The sequence below is a fragment of the Streptacidiphilus sp. MAP12-33 genome (assembly GCF_041261265.1).
Lineage (GTDB): Bacteria > Actinomycetota > Actinomycetes > Streptomycetales > Streptomycetaceae > Streptacidiphilus.
In genome coordinates this window covers 403,667-422,446 of record NZ_JBGCCA010000001.1, presented here as the reverse complement: position 1 = coordinate 422,446, position 18,780 = coordinate 403,667, and the positions used below count along the sequence as shown (strand labels likewise).

Here is an 18,780-nt window from a genome sequence, read left to right as displayed (position 1 = left end):
AGCGGCGCTCCCCGATGCCCTCGCCCTACAGGTACGCGAGCAGGTAGTCCGCCAACGCGCCGACGCTCTCCAGGTGGTGCTGCTCCAGTTCGTCGGTGTCGACCTCGATGTCGAGGCCGTCCTCCAGGCCCATGAGCAGACCCAGCACGCCGGTGGAGTCGACGTTCAGGTCGTCGAAGAGGCGCGTCGTCCCGGTGACGCCGGGCAGCTCACGGCCGAGCACCTCGGCGAGCGCGGCGACGACCGCGTGGACGACGTCCTCTCTTCTGCTGTCGAGGGTCGCGGGGTCGGCGGGAACGAGCGCGGTCATGAGGAACTCCGTTCGGACGGTGACGATGACGGGGACGATGACGGGGACGGGGACTCTTCGAGGTCGTGCAGGATCTGCGGACCGAGGAGGTCCTCAACCTGGTCGCGGCGGCGGATCAGGCGGGCCCGGCCGCGGTGGACCAGCACCTCGGCCGGGTAGCCGTGGCTGAGGAAGAAGACGGGCGAGGCGGTGGGCCCGTAGGCGCCGGAGCGCTCCACCCCGATCAGGTCCCCGACGCGCAGGTCGGCGGGGAGGTCGACGCCCTTGCCGAGGGTGTCGCTGGGAGTGCAGAGCGGGCCGGTGACGTTCCAGCGGGCACTTGGGGCCGCACCGTCCCGGTTGAGCAGCCGCATGGGGAAGTTGCGCCGGATCGCGGAGCCGATGCCGACGGCGGTGAGGTGGTGGTTGGTGCCGCCGTCGGCGACCGCGAACCGCTCGCCCAGGGACTCCTTCACCGAGCGCACGGCGGTCACGTACAGGCCGCTGTGGGCGACCAGGTAGCGGCCGAGCTCCATCGCCAGCCGGGTGTGCGGGTGGCGGGCGCGAAAGGCGTCGACGACGGGGTTGATCCCGGCGACGAGCAGGTCGACGTCCAGGTCCTGCTCGCCGGCGAAGTAGGCGACGCCGAGGCCGCCGCCGACGTCCACCAGCTCCAGCTCGAACTCCAGCCGGTCGGCGACGCGTTCGGCCAGGTCGAGAATGCGCTCGGTGTTGCGGGTCAGCGTCTGTTCGGAGAGGAACCGGGTGCCCAGGTAGGCCTGGACGCCGGTCAGCCGCACCGAGCGGTGCGCGGTGGCCAGGCCCGTCGTGGCCAGCACCTGCTCCTCGTCGATGCCGAACTGGCGCGGCTTGCCGCCCATGGTCAGGCCCGAACCCTTGACCTGGAAGCTCGGGTTGACCCGCAGCACGACGCGGGCCACGACGCCGAGGCGCTCGGCGGTCCGGTCGATCAGCGCGAGTTCGTCGAAGGACTCGCAGATCAGGGCGAGGATGCCGGCCTTGAGGCAGGCCTCGATCTCGGTCTCGCTCTTGCCCGGCCCCAGAAAGAGGATCTGCTCGGCGGGCACGCCGACGGCCAGCACCGTCTCCAGCTCCACCAGCGAGGAGACCTCGGTGCGCGCGCCGAGGGAGTGCAGCAGGGCGCAGACGGTGACGTTGGGGTTGGCCTTGAGCGAGAAGAAGACCTCGACGTCCGGGTGCAGCCGCTCGCGCAGGCCGCGGAACTGGCGCTCGATCACCTCACCGTCGTAGAGGTAGAGCGGGGTGCCGAACTCGGCGGCCAGCTCGGCGGTCGGCAGGCCCTGGATCGCGTGTCCGCGGGTGGCGCTCATGCGGTCTCTCCTTCGGTTCCGAGGGCGGCCAGCCGGCGGGCGACGGCGGCGTCCCACTCCTCGGCCTCGGCCTGGGTGCCGGCGATCACCAGCCCGTGCAGCCGTCCGGTGAACGGCTCGCCGGGCGCGCCCGCATGCTGCGCGGCGTTGACGGTGGCGAAGCCGTCGACCAGCAGGCCCCGGCCGGAGCCGGGGCCGGTCGCGAAGAGCAGGCCGTCGAGCCAGGTCCGCAGGTCGTCGAAGGCGAGGGGCTCGCGCAGCCGCAGCCGGTACTGACGGGCCAGGGCGACCGTGCCGTCCGGCACGAACCGCTCCTGCAGGCGGGTCTGGTAGGTCGCCATGTTGTTGCGGGCGTTGATCTCCACGACGGGCAGCAGCCCGCCGTCCTGCTCGACCATCGCGTCCACGCCGACCACGCCGTGGTAGCCGTCGGCGGCCAGGCGTTTGCCGAGGGCGTGGGCCACCTCCTCGACGGTCGCGCGGTGCGCGGGGGTGATCCTGGCGGGCATCCGGTGGCCCACGCTCACGCCCTGGGCGATCAGCGCCTCCTTGACGAAGTCGAAGCGCACCGAGCCGTCCCGGGCGAGGGTGAAGTGGCAGGTCAGGTCGGTCGCCTTGGCGGCCCACTGCTCCACCACGAGGGCGACGCGCTCCTCGCCCGACCGCTCGGCCCTCCGGGTGACCATCCGCACCAGCCGGTCGAGCCTCGCCGGGTCGTCGACGACGGCGATGCCCTTGCCCGAGACGCCGTAGGCGTCCTTGACGCCGATCCGGCCGCCGGCGGCGAGCACGGCGGACGCCTCGCGCGCGGCCGCCGCGAGGGCGCCGACCGTCTCGCACTCCCAGCCGCGCACCTGCCGGATGCCGAGCTCGTCGGCGACCCGGCGACTGTAGATCTTGCCGTTGACGGCCTTGGCCACGGCCGCGCCGGGCAGTGCCGGGGCGAGGCCGGTCCGGGCGCAGATCCGCTCCTCGACGGCCGACATGCCGTGCGGCCACAACCGCGCGCCCGCGTCGCCGAGCTCGCGCAGCGCGGACAGCAGCTCGGGCGAGGCCAGCACGTCCTCGCTGACGCTCCGGCCGGGTTCGGTGACGTCGGCGACCAGCACCCGCGGCAGTTCCAGGCCGAGTTCGCGCAGATACACCAGGAAACCGGGGTCGGGCGCGGCCTTGAGCACGACGTGGTCACCCTCGCCGCCGAGCAGCAGGGCGAACTCGTCCATCCGGTTGGCGACGGCGGCCGACGCCCGGGTGGCCACGGCGGGCAGACCGGCCTCGCCCCTGGCCCACTCGTCCTCGACGGCGAAGTTGCCCAGCAGGACCATCGGCGTGTCCGGGGCCCCGGTGCAGGCCTCCTTCACACCCGTGAGAAACACCTCGGTTCACTCCTCATGTACGGGCCCGGAGCGCGCGGGCGCGCCCGGACGCGGGCGCGGCGGTCCGCGCCCGTGCGATCGACGGTGTGGTGTGGGGGTTCCGGGTCTGTCCCGCCCTAGTGGCGGAAGACCATGGCGGCGAAGGTCGCGCCCAGGCCGACCCCGGCCATCAGGTAGTGGTCACCCGAGGCGAGTCGGCCCCGGCTGCTCGCGTCGGCGTGGTTGACGAACGCGTCCGCGCCGAACGCGTGCCCGAGCTCGGGCACGTTGTCGAGGAAGACCCGGTCGAGCGGAAGGCCGATCGTGCGGCAGACCCGGCTCCAGGAGTAGCGGTTGACGTTGTGCGGCAGCACGAGCGCGAGGTCCGCGAAGCCCAGCCCGGCCTGTTCGACCGCGTCGGTCATCGCGGCGACCAGCATCGGGACGTACTGGTCGCCGAAGCGGTCGGCGACGTCCCCGGCCGCTTCCACCCGGTGGTACTCGCCGTGGGTGTGCGCGGCGTAGCCGAGCAGCTCGTCGCGCCCGCCGCCGGCCCGGACCAGGCAGGCCGCGGCGGCCTCGCCCATCACGGTGGTGCCGGGGATCATGCGGCTGGCCGGGAAGTCGGCCTTCTCGCCGGTGAGCACGAGCGCCAGCGCGTCCTCGTCGCCGTCGGCGGCGAGCAGCCGTCCGGCGAGGTCGACGGCCATCAGCCCGGACGCACAGGCCTGCTGGTTGACCGTCATCGCGACGGCGTGGGTGAGGCCGAGGTCCGCGCAGGCCTCGTGCAGCGCGTTGCGGTCCGCCGGACCCGCCGTGGCGAGCGTCCGCCCGGCGAGCACGTAGCGCACGCGGTGCTCGTTGCCGCGCAGTCCGCTCAGCGAGCGCGCGGCGGCGACCATCAGGCCGCGCAGGTCCTTGTCGGGCGCCAGGCGGACCCGGTGCAGGTCGAGGTAGCGTCGGAAGATCCGCAGTTCGTGCGGCGGGATGCCCAGCTCGGGAGCCAGATCGGCGATCTCCACCTGTTGTTCGGGGATCCAGCGGGCCACCTCGGTCAGGGCGGTCACTGCCAGCCCATGTCGTGCAGTCGAAGATTCCCGTTCACGTCAGAGTCCCCCTCTGATGCAGCGTCGGCGCCCGACCCCCCGTGGCGCCTTCGCCATCCTTCAACGCCGCTGCGGCCGCCCGGAAGGGTATTCCGGTGGACACCTGGGGCCATGGCCCCAGGTGTCCACCCCGACCAGCACCGGAAGCCCGGAATTGGCCACCAATTGGTCCAGACCACGCTCTAGACTCCAGCCCGCCGGAGCCTTTCGAGAGCGGAGCCGATCCATGCCCGACAGCATCGCCGTGCTCAACCCGCCTGCCGCACAGCACCGTTGCGGACCGGTGCGGGTGCTGCCCGACACCACGGTCCTCGGACTCTTCGAGTCCCGCGCCGCCGCCGAACCCTCAGCGCCCGCGCTGCGCTGCGGGTCCGCGCGCCTGACCTACGGCGAACTCGACGCAGCGGCGGAGCGCCTGGCGACCACCCTCCGCGCCCGCGGCGTGGGCGCGGGCACCCGCGTCGCCGTCTGCCTGGACCGCTCGCCCGACCTGCTGGTCGCCCTGCTCGCGGTCTGGAAGTCCGGCGGCGTCCACCTCCCGGTCGACCTCGACTACCCGGCCGAGCGCATCACCCACCTCCTCGCCGACTCCGCCGCGTCCCTCGCCCTCACCCGCTCCGACCTGCGCCACCGCCTGCCGGCGGAGCCGGCGACACCCCGGCTCCTCCTCGACGCCCCAGAGGCCTCCGGCGGGGCGAGATCCGCGACTGCGGTCGCCTCCGGCACGGGCGGGGCCGCCGAGGCACCTGGCGGAGCCGGGGACGCCGCCTACCTGATCTACACATCCGGGTCGACCGGGCTCCCCAAAGGCGTGCTGACGGGTCACCGCGCGCTGCTCAACGTGGTGCTGGAGCTCGCGCGGGAGATGCCGTGCGAGCCCGGGGACCGGTGGATGGCGATGGCCGCCGCCGGGTTCGACATCGCCATGGCCGAGTTCTGCGTGCCGCTGGCCACCGGAGCCGAGCTGGTGCTGCCGACGGCGCAGGAGCTGCGTGACCCGCGCCGCCTCGTGGGGCTGGTCGACGGGCTCGGGGTGACCCGGATGCAGGCGGTCCCGTCCCAGTGGCGTCTGCTGCTCGACGCGGGCTTCGACGCGCCGCACCTGGTCGCCATGGTCGGCGGCGAGAGCCTCGGCGTGAACCTGGCCCAGGAGCTGCGCGGACGCGTCGCCGCGCTGTTCAACGGTTACGGCCCGACGGAGACCACCGTGCTCTCCACGCTCTGGCAGGTCCCCGTCCACGTGGAGGCGGTCTCGCTCGGCCTGCCCATCGCCAACACCCGGCTGCACCTGCTCGGGCCGGACCTCGGTCCCGTCGGACCGGGCGAGGCCGGCGAGTTGTGCATCGCCGGGGCCGGTCTCGCCGAGGGCTACCCGAACCGGCCGGAGCTGACGGCCGAGCGCTTCGTCCCGGAGCCGGGCCGCGAGGACGGCGCGCTGATGTACCGGACCGGCGACCACTGCCGCCGGCGCGCGGACGGCACGCTGGAGTTCCTCGGCCGGGCGGACGGGCAGGTCAAGGTCAACGGGCGCCGGATCGAACTCGGCGAGGTGGAGGCCGCGCTGAGCGCGATGCCCGGCGTCGCCGGGGTCTGCGTCGCCGTCCACGAGCAGGGCGACGCGGGCGGCGCCGCGCTGGTCGCCTACGTCGTCCCGGAGACGGGCGTCCCGGCCCCCGACCCGGCCGAGGTCCGCGCCTTCGGGCGCGGCCGGCTGCCGGGGGCGCTGGTGCCCAGCCTGGTCGTCGCCCTGGACGCGTTCCCGCTCACCCCGCACGGCAAGGTCGACCGCGCCGCACTGCCCGCGCCGCTGCCCGCCTCCCCCGTCTCCCCTGCCGCGTCCTCGGACGGGCTGACGGCCGAGATCTGCGCCCTCCTCGGCCAGATCCTCTCCGTCCCCGACGTCCGTCCACAGGACGATCCGGCCGACCTCGGGGCCACCTCGCTCAACCTGATGCAGCTCGCGGGCCGGCTGGACGAACGCTTCGGCGTCGACGTCTCCCCGGACGACCTGCTCGACGCGACGACGGTCGGCGAGATCGCCGACCTCGTCTCCTCGGCCCGCGGCGGCTGAGCCCTCACACTCCGAGGGAGCGGCCGATCAGTTCCTTCATCACCTCGTTGGTGCCGCCGTAGATCGGCATCATCCGGGTGTCGACGAAGGCCCGGGCCACCGACTGCTCGCGCATGTAGCCGTATCCACCGTGCAGTTGGAGGCAGCGGTCGACCACGCGCCGTTGCAGGTCCGTGGTCCACCACTTGGCCCGGGCCGCCGTCACCGGATCGCGGCGGCCCGCGTTGTGGTCGAGCAGGCAGCGATCCACGTAGGTGCGGGCGATGTCGATCTCGGTGGACATCTCCGCCAGTTCGAAGCGGTTGTGCTGGAAGCTGCCGATCGGCTGCCCGAAGGCGGTGCGGGTGCGGCAGTACTCCAGCGTCTCCGCGAACACCGTCTCCGCGCCCGCCACGGCCGAGGCCGCGATGCTGAGCCGCTCCCGCACCAGGTGCTCGCGCAGGTGCCGCAATCCGTGACCGCGCCGCCCCAGCAGGTTCGCCGCCGGCACCCGCACGTCGTCGAAGAACAGCTCGGCGGTGTCCTGCGCGTGCCGTCCGAGCTTCTCCAGCGGCCGGCCGCGTTCGAAGCCGGGCATTCCCCGCTCCACGACCAGCAGACTGAGCCCGCCGCGCAGCCGGTCCTCCGGCTCGGTGCGCGCGGCGACGATGACCAGATCGGCGTGGATGCCGTTGGTGACAAAGGTCTTCGACCCGTTCAGCACGAAGCCGTCCCCGTCGGGGGCGGGGACGGCGCTGGTCGTCAGCGCCTGAAGGTCGCTCCCGGCGGCGGGCTCGGTGATCGCGACGGCCGTGACCAGCTCGCCGGAACAGAACCCGGGCAGCCAGCGCCGCTTCTGCTCCTCGGTGGCCAGGGCGTTCAGATACGGCCCGACCACGTCGTTGTGCAGCGCGAACCCCAGCCCGGTGGCACCTGCCCGGATCAACTCCTCGGCCAGCAGCACGGGGTAGCGGACGTCTTCGGTCCCGCCCCCGCCGTACTCCGCCGGGACGTCGAACCCGAGCAGTCCGGCCTTGCCCGCCGCGCGCCAGACCTGACGGTCCACCAGTCCTTGTCGCTCCCAGGCGTCGTGGAAGGGGGCAACCTCCCGGTCGACGAACGCCCGCACCATCGCGGCGAAGTCCCGGTGCTCCTGGTCGAGGACGTGCTCCTGCATCCGCGTACCCTTTCCAGCGCCAAGAGGTCTAGACAACAGGGCCGTGCGGGGGCAGCGTAGCGGTCCCGGGCGACGGGCGGGCAACCTCGGGCGGGGCCCAGGGTGCTTGTCCTCCCGAGAGGACACTCAGGGCCCCCTCCCCGCCGCCGTCGCCCACCTGATCGCCCCCGGCTGACCGCCGCGTGGGTAGGCTGCCGGGACCGACAGCACGGGGGAGCAGAAATGAACCACGAGACGGCGAGATGGCTCTGGTGGGCGGCGGACTTCGCCCTCACGGCCTGGCTGATCACCAGGTGGAGCATCCGCGGGGCGCGGGCCGGCAACCGCTGGATCGCACAGCACCCGGAAGAGTTCCGCTACGCGAACAGCAAGGAGAAGTCCTGGGCGGGCCCGGAGGGCACCAAGTACCTCCTGCTCACCGTCACGGCCTTCATCCTCGGCATCGCCCTGGCGATCGCCGCCCCGTCGATCGTCTGAACCCTCAGCCGAGGACCTGCAGCAGGATCTTGCCGATGTGGGTGCTGGACTCCATCAGGCGGTGGGCCTCCGCCGCCTCCGCGAGCGGGAAGACCCGGTCGATGACCGGCTTCACCACGCCGGACTCGATCAGCGGCCAGACGTGCTCGCGGACGGAGGCGACCACGGCCGCCTTCTCCTCCAGCGGGCGCGCCCGCAGGGAGGTCGCCGCGACCGCGCCGCGCTTGGCCATCAGCTTGGCGATGTTCAGGTCCGCCTTCACCCCGCCCTGCATACCGATGATGACGAGCCGTCCGTTCAGGGCCAGCGCGTCGATGTTGCGGTCCAGGTACTTCGCGCCGACCACGTCGAGGATCACGTCCGCGCCGCCCAGCGCGGCCAGTTCCGCCACGAAGTCCTGCTCGCGGTAGTTGACCAGCACGTCCGCGCCCAGCTCCGCGCACGCGGCCAGCTTCTCGGCCGAGCCCGCCGTCACCGCGACCCGCGCGCCGATCGCCTTGCCCAGCTGGATCGCCATCGTGCCGATCCCCGACGACCCGCCGTGGACCAGCAGCGTCTCCCCCGGCCGCAGATGGCACACCTGGAAGACGTTGGACCACACCGTGCAGACGACCTCGGGCAGGCCGCCGGCCGTGACCAGGTCGACGCCCTTCGGGGCCGGGAGCAGCTGACCCACCGGGACGGCGACCTTCTCGGCGTAGCCGCCGCCGGCCAGGAGGGCGCAGACCTCGTCGCCGACGGACCAGCCGACGACGCCCTCGCCGAGGGCCGCGACGCGGCCGGAGCACTCCAGTCCCGGGTAGCGGGACGCGCCCGGCGGGGGGTCGTAGAAGCCCTGGCGCTGAAGCACGTCGGCGCGGTTGACCGCCGTGGCCGTCACCTCGACCAGCACCTCGCCCGGACCCGGCACCGGATCGGGGACCTCGCGCAGAACCAGTGCCTCCGGGCCACCCGGCGTCTCGATCGTGATCGCTCGCATGGCCCGACGCTACCGCGCCGCCCCGCCGGGCACCCGCACCCCGTGCCGCGCGGTCAGCCAGGCTGGAGTTGTCGGCCGCGCAGCGCGGCTCTGACCAGTGCCGCGCCACGGGCGGTCGTGGCGCTGACCGGGCCGACGGCCGGCTGGCGGGGCACCAGGCCGGCGCACGGGCGGCAGATCCCCGGTTCCGGGACGGGGTCGGCGCATCTCCCGCACTCGTGCCACCGCGGCTTCGGAACGGCTGCGGCAGGCGGCCGCTCAGGTGGGAGCTTCTGGGTCAGGCGGTGGCGCAGCAGGGCGACGGGTGCGTGGATTCTGGACGGCAGGCCCGACAGCAGGGCGGTGGCGAGTTCCTGTTCGCTCGCCCCACGGTCCAGCCAGCCCGCCACCAGGGGCGCCAGGCTCAAGGCTTCAGCCGTGCCGAGGCGTAGCCGCTGTTCCGGGCGAAGCACCCGGAACAGCGTGGCCACGGCCGCGCGTACCTCGGGCGGAGTCTCCACCGCCCGGACCTCGGGTGCGGCCTTCGCCGCCTGGACCTCAGGCGCAGTCTCCACCGCCCGGACCTCGGGTGCGGCCTTCGCCGCCTGGACCTCGGGTGCGGCCTCCGCCGCCCGGACCTCGGGTGCGGCCTTCGCCGCCTGGACCTCAGGCGCAGTCTCCACCGCCCGGACCTCGGGTGCGGCCTTCGCCGCCTGGACCTCAGGCGCAGTCTCCACCGCCCGGACCTCGGGTGCGGCCTTCGCCGGGGCGGGGCGGGGGAGGGAGGGTTTTTTACCCTGGTCTTTTGGAAGGACGTCAGGGGGACCGCCCGGCGTGGGGCCGGGTCCCGAAGACCCGCCCCCCGGTGTGAGCTGCGGGGTGTCGTAGACGTGGGACTCGCTGACGAGCCTCCCGTCCGATCGCCGGACCTTGTCCACCCGGTAGTACCCGGCCCGCGCGAGTTCGCGCAGCGCTTTTGCGACAACGGCGCGGCCCTGCGGGCTGGATCCGGCCATCTGCCGACCGTCCTCCCGCCATCCGTCCGGGCGGGAGAGGAGGTCCGCCAGCAGGCCACGAGCCGTGTACGACAGGCTGCGGTCCTGAAGAAGAGGATTGGGCAATGCGGTGAAAGTCCGCGGGGCGGGGCTACGATGAATACGCATCTGGAGTGGGTTCTCCCGGTGCCGGGCCCCGGGGTGTTGGTAGCACCGCCGGGGTCATCTGTCATTGGTGGCGCCGACGCTATCAGCGCGCCGATTCCCACCTCGTTCGCCTACAAATCCAGTCGTCGCAGGTCAGGTGGGCTGCCGCAGGTCGGGAGCGCGGTGTCATGTCACCCGATCGAGCTAGCGCGCGAGGTCCACGACCGCGTAGACGGCGCCGATATTGGTACCCTCGCCGGTTGACGGATAGTCGATCGTCAGGTTGGTGGTGCCGTTGGCGAGCCTGCCGTCGAGCAAGAAGCGGTGGTTGTCGTAGCCCAGGGTGTTGGCGTAGTCGGGGTTGCGCCGCCACTGGAAGTTGCTGTCGTGCGGGTCGTTGTCGGCCAGCACCGAGTTCTGCACGTCGTCGACGGGGCTCAGCCTGTCGCCGAGCGCGAACGGCGAGCCCACGTTCGGGACCACCTCCACGCGGTCGTTCCAGCCGCGGTCGCCGTCGTAGGTGATCTGACCAAGGCGCAGGCCGACGGTTCCGGTCGCGGGGGTGTGCAGCCCGTCGAGGCTGACGGCCACGGTCTTGCCGGAGTTGATGGCCTGGTGCTGGTAGCCGTCCCAGACCTGGAGGTGGCGCAGCGGCTTGTCGCAGTTCTCGTAGGCGACGACCAGCGACCAGCCGCCCCAGGCGTCGATCGCCATGGCCGCGTCGAGGTCGGCGACCTCGTAGGTGCCGTCGCCGCCGGCCCTGACCAGGTCGGTCACGTCGGCGGAGGTCGCGTAGCTGTGGTCGGGGTCGGTCGCGTCGAAGCCGATGGCGGTGTCGCGCTTGATGTTCACGTAGCCGTGCGTCTTCGGGGTGCGGAAGTAGACCTCGTCGACGTCGTTGATGTTCTTCTGCACGTTGACGTGCTTGTCGGGGATGACGATGCCGTAGGTGCCGCCCCAGTACAGCCGGGCGAACTTGACCTCGGAGTTCGGCGGCAGCTTGAACTCGGCCGAGCTGGACGAGTAGATCGGGTCGCCGAGCGGTCCCTTGTGGCCGGGGCCGTCGATGTTGATGTACTGCATCCAGTAGTCGTTGTTGCGTCCCGCGCGGGTGCCCAGCGTCGGCGGCACCTGGTGGCGGGCCGTCAGGCAGTCGGGAGCGTCGGGGTAGCGCTTGGGCTTCGCCGGATCACAGGTGACGATCGAGTTGCCGACGCTGGTGACGGTGCCGTGGAGGTCGGCGGACCAGCGGGTGCTGAACGGGACGTTGTGCTCGGTCGGGACACCACGCTGGTGGCCTCCCGGGTTGCCGCGCGCGACGGCGGCGTCGGCCGAGGAGGCCGCCGCGGCGAGCGGGGCGAACAGCGCCGACGCCGCGACCACGGCGAGCAGTCCGCGGCGGCGCAGCGGAACGGGGAACCTGCGGTACATGAGGGCCTCTCAGACATCCCGGACTTCGTCAGTCCGATCCGACGGTTCGGCCTTCATCGGATCATGACGGTGCGTGTACGGCTCGTCACGGTGAGCCATCCGGTGCCCCGGGCGGGAACAGGCGTACGCTTGCAGGATTGCGCAAGCATGGAATCCGGATGGAGACGACGGGGGCCCAGGACATGCTCGACGAGACGGACGACGAAGGCGGGTCACTCGGGCGCAGACCGCGCTCGCGGGCGCGTCGCGTGCTGAAGATCCTCGCGCTCGTGCTGTCCGTCCTGGTCCTGATCGTGGCCGGGGTCGGCACCTGGCTCTACAACCGGTTCAGCGGCAACCTGCACACCGTCCACCTGGGTGGGGACACCCGGAAGACCCTCGGCCAGGAGAAGCCCGACGCCTTCGGCCGCACACCCATCGACATCCTGGTCATCGGCACCGACGCGCGGAACACGCAGCAGGACTGCAACCTCGGCGGGGACTGCAACATCGGCGGCGGCTACGGCAACGCCGACGTCGAGATGCTCGTCCACGTCTCCGCCGACCGCTCCAACGCGACGGTGATGAGCATCCCCCGCGACACCATGGTCAACGTCCCGGCCTGCACCGACCCCAGCAACAGCGCCAACGCCACCAGCGGCTACTACGGCATGATCAACAGTGCTCTGGCCTACGGCGTGCAGTGCCAGATGGAGACCATCCACCAGCTGACCGGCGTCCCGCTGACCCACTTCATGGAGGTCACCTTCTCCGGGGTGGTCAACATGTCGGACGCGGTCGGGGGAGTGAACGTGTGCGTGGACGACAACGTCTACGACACCTACTCGCACCTCAAGCTGGCCAAGGGCACCCACAACCTCAAGGGCGTCGCCGCCCTGGAGTTCGTCCGCTCCCGGCACGGCTTCGGCGACGGCGGCGACCTCGGCCGCCTCACCGCCCAGCACCTGTACCTGAGCTCCATGATGCGCTCCATGCGCAGCGCCGGAACACTGACCGACCCCACCCGCCTCTTCGACCTCGCGGACTCCGCCACCAAGGCGCTGACGGTCGACAGCGGCCTCGGCAGCATCACCTCCCTGCTGGGCCTCGCCAACGACGTGGCCAAGGTGCCGACCAGCCGGATCACCTTCACGACCATGCAGACCCAGACCGACCCGAACAACCCGGACCGCCTGGTCGTGGGCCCGGACGCGCAGGCGCTGTTCGCGGCGATCGCCAACGACCAGTCGCTCACGGCGGCGGGCGGCGGGTCGGCCTCGCCGTCGGCGAGCGCGAGCGCGTCGGCGTCGGCAGGCGCGAGCGCGACGGCATCGGCAGGCGCGTCGGCATTCGCCTCGGCCTCGGCGTCCACGGGGAGCGGCTCCGACTCCGTCTCCGCCGGGAAGATCGACGTGCGGGTGGAGAACGCCAGCGGCACCCACGGCCGCGCCACCCAGCTCGCCGACGCGCTCACCGGATCCGGCTTCGGCTCCGGCACGACCGCCGTCACCTCGCCGACCACCACCCCGAGCACCCAGCTCCGGTACGCCCCCGGCGATCTCGCGGCCGCCCGGACCGTCGCGACGGCGCTGGGCCTGCCCGACAGCGCGCTCAGCGCCTCCTCCTCGGCGTCCGGGGTCACCCTCGTCATCGGTGCGGACTGGCCCTCCGGCACGTCCTACCCCGGCGGCACCGGCAAGCCCTCGCCGGCCGACACCTCCCAGGCCCTCAACGGCGCCGACGCCCGGACCGCGGACAACACCAGCGGCTGCGCGCCGGTCAGCACGTACCAGACCGTCGAGATCGACGGGGTCCCGATGACCCCCAGCGAGGCCTACGCACGCGCCACGAACGTCCCGGACTCGGCCCCGTGACCACAGCCGGACAGGCCCTAGTCTTGGTGGGCGCGGCCCCGGTCACGGGGAGAGCGACGGCGAAGGAGAGCGCGGATGACGACTGGCGCTGAGGTCCGGGCGGCCATCGGGGCCGTGATCGGCGCCGCCGCCGCGACCGCGCCGGACGGACCTCCCGGTCCTGAGGTGATGGACCAGGCCGCCGCCGCGTTCGGGCTGCTCGCCTCTCCCACCAGGCTGCAGATCGTCTGGATCCTCGCCGCCGGCGAGTGCGACGTCACCGGTCTCGCCGAGCAGGTCGGCGGCTCGCTCCCGGCGGTCAGCCAGCACCTGGCCAAGCTCCGCCTCGCGGGCCTGGTCCGCTCGCGCCGCGAGGGGCGGCGCCAGGTCTACCTGGTCGACGACCCCTACCTCGCCGCCGTCGTCCGGCTCATGGTCAGCCGGCTCTCCGCCGAGGAAAACGAACGCGGCCGCCCCGGCCTCTCCGCCGTCGGCGGCCCGCACTCCGCCGAGGGACTGGCGCGTGGCCGCATCGTCTGACCCGCAGGCCCCGTCCCCGCACGCGAACGAACCGCACCCCACCACGCCGGACGGCGAGCCCACCAACGCTTCGGCGCCGCGCGGCCGCGCGCCCCGGGCCCCCGCGGTACGGCCGCTCAGCACGACGGAGCGGCGGCCGCTCCGGCTGCGGGCGCCGGCCCTGCTGGGGCGGGCGCTGCCCGCGCTCGGGCTCTACGTCGTGGTGCGCGTGCTCGGGCTGGTCGTGCTCGCCGTCTGGGCGGGCGCGGAGGGCCGCAGCCCGCACCAGTTGCTGTCGGCCCGCTGGGACTCGCTCTGGTACACCGACATCGCCGCCCACGGCTACCACTGGCCCGGCTACCAGGCCACCGCCCAGACCCGCGGCGCCGGCGCCCACTCCCACCTGGCCTTCTTTCCGCTGCTGCCCTGGCTGGAGCGGGGCCTGCACACCCTCACCGGCCTCTCCTACGCCGACGCCGGGCTGCTGGTCAGCGCGCTCGCCTCACTGGCCGCCGCGCTCGGGATCTTCGCCGTCGGCGAGCGGCTCGCGGGCCGGCGCGCGGCCACCCTGCTGGTGCTGCTCTGGGCGGCGCTGCCCATCGGCGTGCTGCAGTCGATGGCCTACACGGAGTCCCTGTTCACCGCGCTCGCGGCCTGGAGCCTGTTCGCGGTGCTGCGCCGCGACTGGCTCACGGCGGGCCTGCTCGCCGCGTTCGCGGGCATCACCCGCCCCAGCGCGGCGGCGGTGATCGCCGCCGTCTGGGTCGGCGCGGCGCTCGCCCTGTGGCGGCGCGAGCCCGGCCGCACCCGGGCCGTTCTCGGCGCGCTCCTCGCACCCGCGGGCCTGCTGGCCTACGCGGGCTGGGTCGGCGGCCTCTCCACCTACCTCGACGTCCAGGCGCGGTGGGGCAACGGCTTCGACTTCGGCGCGGCGTACGCCCGCTTCGTCGGCCACCAGCTGGCGCACAGTCCCGGCGCGGGCATCGGCCTGCTGGCGTTCGTCGGTGTGGTGCTGTGGGCGCTGGTGGCCTGCGTGCGCCGGCGCCTGCCGTTGCCCGTCCTCGCGTACGCGGCGGTGATCGTCGCACTGGCGCTCGGGGCGCAGGCGTACTTCAACTCGAAGCCGCGCCTGCTGATGCCGGGGTTCCCGCTGCTGCTGCCGCCCGCCGCCTGGCTCGCCACGCTGCGCGTGCGGTGGGTCGCGGTGACGATGACGCTCCTGGCGCTCGGCTCGGCCGCCTACGGCGCCATCTGGCTCCTGGGGCCGGGCCCGCCGTAGTGACCCGTCGCCGCCGACCCGGGCTGGGCTTGCACCGTCCGGGGGCGCGAGGCTCCGAAGGCGGCCACGCCGCCTATCCCGTGCGGGCGATGGTGATCAGCCGGTCCTCCGGCTGCAGGACCGCCGCCTCCGGATCGGCGAAGGCGAGGCGGCGACGGCCCCGGACGACCGCGACCACCAGGTCGCCGCAGTCGCGCGGCGAGCGGCCCACCTCCGCGTGGGTGACCGGGCGGTCGATCACGTCCAGGCCGTGGCCGGCGGTGAGGAGGTCGTCGAGGACCGCGCCCGTGTGCGGGCTGAGCGTGGAGACGCCCAGCAGGCGGCCCACCGAGCTGGCGCTGGTGACGACGACCGTCGCCCCGCTCTGGCGCAGCAGCGGGGCGTTCTCGTCCTCGCGGACGGCCGCGACCACCACCGCGCCCTTGTTGAGCTGCCGCACCGTCAGCGTGGCCAGCACCGCGGTGTCGTCCCGCTGCGGGGCGACGATCACCTGGGCCGCCCGGTCCACTCCGGCCCGCAACAGCACGTCCGTGCGGGTGCCGTCGCCGACGACACCGGCCAGGCCCTCCTCCGAGGCCGCCGCCTCGACCGTGCGCCGCTGCGGGTCGACCACGACGATCGACGTCTTCGGCGTCCCCTTCTGCAACAGCGTCTCCACGGCGTTGCGGCCCTTGGTGCCGTAGCCGACGACCACGATGTGCTGGTCCAACTCCCGCCTCCAGCGGTTGATGCGCCACAGCCGGCGGCCGCGGGTGGTGAGCACCTCCAGCGTGGTGCCTACCAGGACGATCAGGAACAGCACCCGCAGTGGCGTGATCACCAGGATGTTCGTCAGCCGGGCGCTGTCGCTGACGGGCGTGATGTCGCCGTAGCCGGTGGTGGAGAGGGTCACCGTGGCGTAGTAGAACGCGCCCAGCAGGTCGAGGTGGTCGTGCGCGCTGTCGCGGTAGCCGTCGCGGCCGAGCCAGACCAGCAGCGCGGTGACGACCAGAATGACCAGCGCCAGCACGAGCCGGCGCCCGACCTGGTGGAGCGGCGATCCACCGCGCTCCTGCTCCGGCAGGTGGATCTGCCGGAGCTCGGCGGCGGATTCGGCTTCGCGGCTCTGCCTCAGCCGCACGGCACGTCCAGCACCTCGATCGGGCTGCCCGCGGCCACTCCCCCCGGCGGCACCACGGCCAGGCCCTCGGCCAGCGCGAGGCCGCGCAGCATCGCCGGGCCGTCGAAGCGCAGCGGCGCCGCGCCCCGTTCGGGCAGGGCGACCGGCACCAGCCGGGTGTGGCCGGCCTGGCCGGGGAAGTCCGCCGCGGCCGGGACCCGGTAGGGCGCCGCCGCCGGGCAGCCGCCGAGGCCCCGCAGCAGCGGTTCGGCCAGCGTCGCCGCGCCGACGGCGGCGGCGAAGGGGTTGCCGGGCAGGCCCACGAGGTGGGCGGCGGCGCCGACGCCGCTCGGCAGCGCGGCCAGCAGCATCGGATGGCCCGGCCGCACCCGCACCCCGTCCACCAGCAGCGCCGCACCGACCTCGGCCAGGGCCGGGTGCAGGAAGTCGACCGGTCCTGCGGCGGTGGCACCGGTGGTGACCACCACGTCCGCGCGGGCCGCGCGCAGGGCGGCGACCAGGGCGGCCCGGTCGTCGCCGACGTGCCGCACGGCGGTGACGGTCGCGCCGTAGGAGGCGAGCCAGCCCGGCAGCATCGGGCCGAGCGCGTCGCGGATCCGGCCGTCCTTCGGCGGGCCCTGTGTCAGCAGCTCGTCACCGAGGACCAGCAGCTCGACGGTGGGGCGCCGGTGCACGGTCAGCCGGTCGACACCGGCGGCCGCCGCGAGGCCCAGGACGGCGGGCGTGACCTGCGTCCCGGCGGGGAGCAGCGCCTCACCGGCGCGGCACTCCTGCCCGCGCGGACGGATGTCGCGGCCGGGCGGCGGGGCCTGGACACCGGGTCGGCAGGCGAGTCCGGCAGCGTCGGCGCGGACCACGCCGTCCTCGCGGCGCAGCACGGCGGTGGCGCCGGACGGGACGGGCGCGCCCGTCGCGATCCGTACAGCCTCGCCGTCCTCCAGTGCGGCCGCCGCCGGCCGTCCGGCCAGCCCCTCGCCCTCGGCGGGCGAGCGCAGCCGCCACGGACCCGGGCCGGAGACGGCCCAGCCGTCCATGGCGGAGGTGTCGAAGGCCGGCAGGTGCGTGGCGGCGGCCAGCGGCGCGGCAAGCACGGACCCCAGCGCGTCCGCGGCATCGCACTCCCGCGTGCCGAGCGGGCGCGCCCCGGCGCGCAGCGCGGCGGCGCGTGCCTGCGGCCAGGCCAGCTCCTGCGCCGGGTGCGCGGGCGGCGGGACGGCGGAGTCCTCCCCCCGACCAAGATCACAAAATGCGCCACGTGACGCATTTGCTGATCTTGAACCACCGGGGCGGGCGCCGACCAGTCCGAAGGCGTCGTCCAGGGCCTGGTCGAACGTCGGATCCGGACGCGAGGCGGCCGCGGCAGCAGGCTCCTCGGCGCGGTCCGCCGCCTCGTAGTCGAACGGACGCTCCGGTTCGGGCACGGGCGCCGGTGTCGACGCCTGCGGCAGCAGGAACGGGTAGGCGGCCAGCAGATCCGTCTCCGCCTCCGAGCCGGTCATTCCGGGTGCTCCTCGGCACGGTCCGCCGCCCAGCGCAGCGCCAGCTGCGCGGCCTTCCGGTTCGCCTCGGCCACCGCCTCCGGGCCGCCACCGGCCGTGGCAGCGGCGTAGCCCACCAGGAACGCCGTCAGCGGCGCCGCGGGGCGCGCGACACCGTGGGCGACGTCCCGGGTCATGTCGAGCAGCCCGTGGACATCGACCTCCAGGTCGATCCCGAGCTCGGTCTTGGCAGCGGCGATCCAGTCATCCAGCACGCCTCCATCGTCGCCGATGGGCGCGCCCCCGGCGCGCATCAGGGTGGTATCGCGTGCGTGTCCGTTCCCTCACCGCTCCGGAGGCACGGCGTGCGCGGCGCGGGCGCGGGCCCGCTCCACGTCCTCCCAGGTGTCGCAGTCGACGGCCGCCCCCCTCTCGTCGGGCAGCCGCAGCGTCCGCAGCCCCGCCGTGACGGCGCGCAACCGCGCGCCGTGCGGCTGCGCGACCGCCGCGAGGGCGGCACGGAGCGGGCCAGTCCGGTAGGCGGCGGTGAGCAGCTGGTCGCGGCCGTCCGCGTCGACGAGCACGGCGGCGTCGACGCCCGGGGCGTCGAGCGCGTCCAGCAGGCGGTGCACCGTGTCGGTGTCGAGGAACGGCAGGTCGGCGGCGAGCAGCAGCGTCACCGCGGCCCCCACCTCCGCGAGGCCTGCGGCCAGCCCGGCCACCGGGCCGCCCCCGGGCGGCTCCTCCCGCACCCACCGCACGGCGCGCGAGGTCGCGCGCTCCGGCCCCACGACGAGGGTCACCCCCGCGTCCCCACAGGCCGCGAGCACGCGGTCGAGCAGCGTCGTCCCCGCGACGACCAGCCCGGGCTTGTCCTCCCCACCCAGTCGCCTGGCGGCTCCCCCGGCGAGGACGACGGCGTCGTATCCACGAGACCTCATGCCCTGCACTATCCCAGTCGGCTCAGTCGCCCTGTCCAGGGGCGCGAGGACTTCTGCACACCCAGCCAGTCGCAACTCCCCGGGGGCGCGAGGGCTCGGCTGATGTGCGGCTCTGCCGCGTCGGCGCGACAATCCCCAGCCTTCTGCCGGGAGGTGCCCCAGAGGTGCCTCTCCCGCGCAGGTAGAGCCCCGAACGCGCAGGGCCATCCGCATGTCAGTGGTTGCTCGCGCCCCGCAGGGGGAACTTCCCGGCCGAAGGCTGGGGGAGGGGCCG

Annotated in this window: 15 protein-coding genes and 1 pseudogene; 5 read left to right on the top strand and 11 right to left on the bottom strand. The window is 73.8% G+C overall.

What is annotated here, in order from left to right:
- Window positions 1–25: 25 nt before the first annotated feature.
- The 4 genes from ABH931_RS01990 to ABH931_RS01975 all read right to left on the bottom strand — a co-directional run bounded on the left by ABH931_RS01990 (window position 26) and on the right by ABH931_RS01975 (window position 4,063).
- Window positions 26–310, bottom strand: a complete 285-nt coding sequence (locus ABH931_RS01990) for an acyl carrier protein (RefSeq protein ID WP_370109185.1) — start codon at window positions 308–310, stop codon at window positions 26–28.
- Window positions 307–1,641: a type III PLP-dependent enzyme gene (locus ABH931_RS01985; protein WP_370109183.1), complete on the bottom strand. Its 1,335-nt coding sequence runs from the start codon at window positions 1,639–1,641 to the stop codon at window positions 307–309. Before ABH931_RS01985 ends, ABH931_RS01990 begins: the two co-directional genes overlap by 4 nt.
- The gene (locus ABH931_RS01980) at window positions 1,638–3,017 is read right to left on the bottom strand and encodes an ATP-grasp domain-containing protein (RefSeq protein WP_370109181.1); all 1,380 of its coding nucleotides are present in this window, start codon (window positions 3,015–3,017) and stop codon (window positions 1,638–1,640) included. Before ABH931_RS01980 ends, ABH931_RS01985 begins: the two co-directional genes overlap by 4 nt.
- Before the next feature lie 116 nt (window positions 3,018–3,133).
- The gene (locus ABH931_RS01975; RefSeq protein ID WP_370109178.1) at window positions 3,134–4,063 is read right to left on the bottom strand and encodes a 3-oxoacyl-[acyl-carrier-protein] synthase III C-terminal domain-containing protein; all 930 of its coding nucleotides are present in this window, start codon (window positions 4,061–4,063) and stop codon (window positions 3,134–3,136) included.
- A 265-nt stretch (window positions 4,064–4,328) separates the two neighbouring features.
- Here ABH931_RS01975 and ABH931_RS01970 point away from each other — a divergent pair, with 265 nt between their 5' ends.
- Window positions 4,329–6,173, top strand: coding sequence for an amino acid adenylation domain-containing protein (locus ABH931_RS01970; RefSeq protein ID WP_370109177.1), 1,845 nt, complete (start codon window positions 4,329–4,331; stop codon window positions 6,171–6,173).
- Between the two features lie 4 nt (window positions 6,174–6,177).
- Here the strand turns inward: ABH931_RS01970 and ABH931_RS01965 are convergent, their stop codons facing one another.
- A complete protein-coding gene (locus ABH931_RS01965) occupies window positions 6,178–7,329 on the bottom strand; it encodes an acyl-CoA dehydrogenase family protein (RefSeq protein WP_370109174.1) in 1,152 nt (383 codons plus the stop codon).
- A gap of 222 nt (window positions 7,330–7,551) precedes the next feature.
- Between ABH931_RS01965 and ABH931_RS01960 the strand changes: the two genes are divergently transcribed.
- A complete protein-coding gene (locus tag ABH931_RS01960) occupies window positions 7,552–7,806 on the top strand; it encodes a hypothetical protein (RefSeq protein WP_370109171.1) in 255 nt (84 codons plus the stop codon).
- 4 nt (window positions 7,807–7,810) lie between these two features.
- On the opposite strand, the gene ABH931_RS01955 is transcribed toward ABH931_RS01960, so the two are convergent.
- From ABH931_RS01955 to ABH931_RS01945, 3 genes are all read right to left on the bottom strand, one after another.
- Complete coding sequence (locus ABH931_RS01955) at window positions 7,811–8,785, bottom strand: NAD(P)H-quinone oxidoreductase (RefSeq protein WP_370109169.1); 975 nt, start codon at window positions 8,783–8,785, stop codon at window positions 7,811–7,813.
- 53 nt (window positions 8,786–8,838) lie between these two features.
- Entirely contained in the window at window positions 8,839–9,780 is a 942-nt protein-coding gene (locus ABH931_RS01950; protein WP_370109167.1) for a hypothetical protein, read from the bottom strand.
- Window positions 9,781–10,110: 330 nt separating this feature from the next.
- Window positions 10,111–11,337: a hypothetical protein gene (locus ABH931_RS01945; RefSeq protein ID WP_370109165.1), complete on the bottom strand. Its 1,227-nt coding sequence runs from the start codon at window positions 11,335–11,337 to the stop codon at window positions 10,111–10,113.
- 158 nt (window positions 11,338–11,495) lie between these two features.
- Here ABH931_RS01945 and ABH931_RS01940 point away from each other — a divergent pair, with 158 nt between their 5' ends.
- The 3 genes from ABH931_RS01940 (at window position 11,496) to ABH931_RS01930 (ending at window position 14,967) form a co-directional block, all read left to right on the top strand.
- Complete coding sequence (locus tag ABH931_RS01940) at window positions 11,496–13,190, top strand: LCP family protein (RefSeq protein WP_370109163.1); 1,695 nt, start codon at window positions 11,496–11,498, stop codon at window positions 13,188–13,190.
- A 168-nt stretch (window positions 13,191–13,358) separates the two neighbouring features.
- Window positions 13,359–13,709 carry an ArsR/SmtB family transcription factor gene (locus ABH931_RS01935; protein WP_370109469.1) on the top strand — a complete coding sequence of 117 codons (351 nt, stop codon included), beginning with the start codon at window positions 13,359–13,361 and terminating at the stop codon, window positions 13,707–13,709.
- 145 nt (window positions 13,710–13,854) lie between these two features.
- A complete protein-coding gene (locus ABH931_RS01930) occupies window positions 13,855–14,967 on the top strand; it encodes a glycosyltransferase family 39 protein (protein WP_370109468.1) in 1,113 nt (370 codons plus the stop codon).
- A gap of 73 nt (window positions 14,968–15,040) precedes the next feature.
- Here the strand turns inward: ABH931_RS01930 and ABH931_RS01925 are convergent, their stop codons facing one another.
- From ABH931_RS01925 to ABH931_RS01915, 3 genes and pseudogenes are all read right to left on the bottom strand, one after another.
- Window positions 15,041–16,087, bottom strand: a complete 1,047-nt coding sequence (locus tag ABH931_RS01925; protein WP_370109161.1) for a TrkA family potassium uptake protein — start codon at window positions 16,085–16,087, stop codon at window positions 15,041–15,043.
- Window positions 16,078–17,586: a molybdopterin molybdotransferase MoeA gene (locus ABH931_RS01920; RefSeq protein ID WP_370109159.1), complete on the bottom strand. Its 1,509-nt coding sequence runs from the start codon at window positions 17,584–17,586 to the stop codon at window positions 16,078–16,080. Before ABH931_RS01920 ends, ABH931_RS01925 begins: the two co-directional genes overlap by 10 nt.
- A pseudogene (locus tag ABH931_RS01915) lies at window positions 17,583–18,506 on the bottom strand (NTP transferase domain-containing protein). Before ABH931_RS01915 ends, ABH931_RS01920 begins: the two are co-directional and overlap by 4 nt.
- Between the last annotated feature and the right edge of the window lie 274 nt (window positions 18,507–18,780).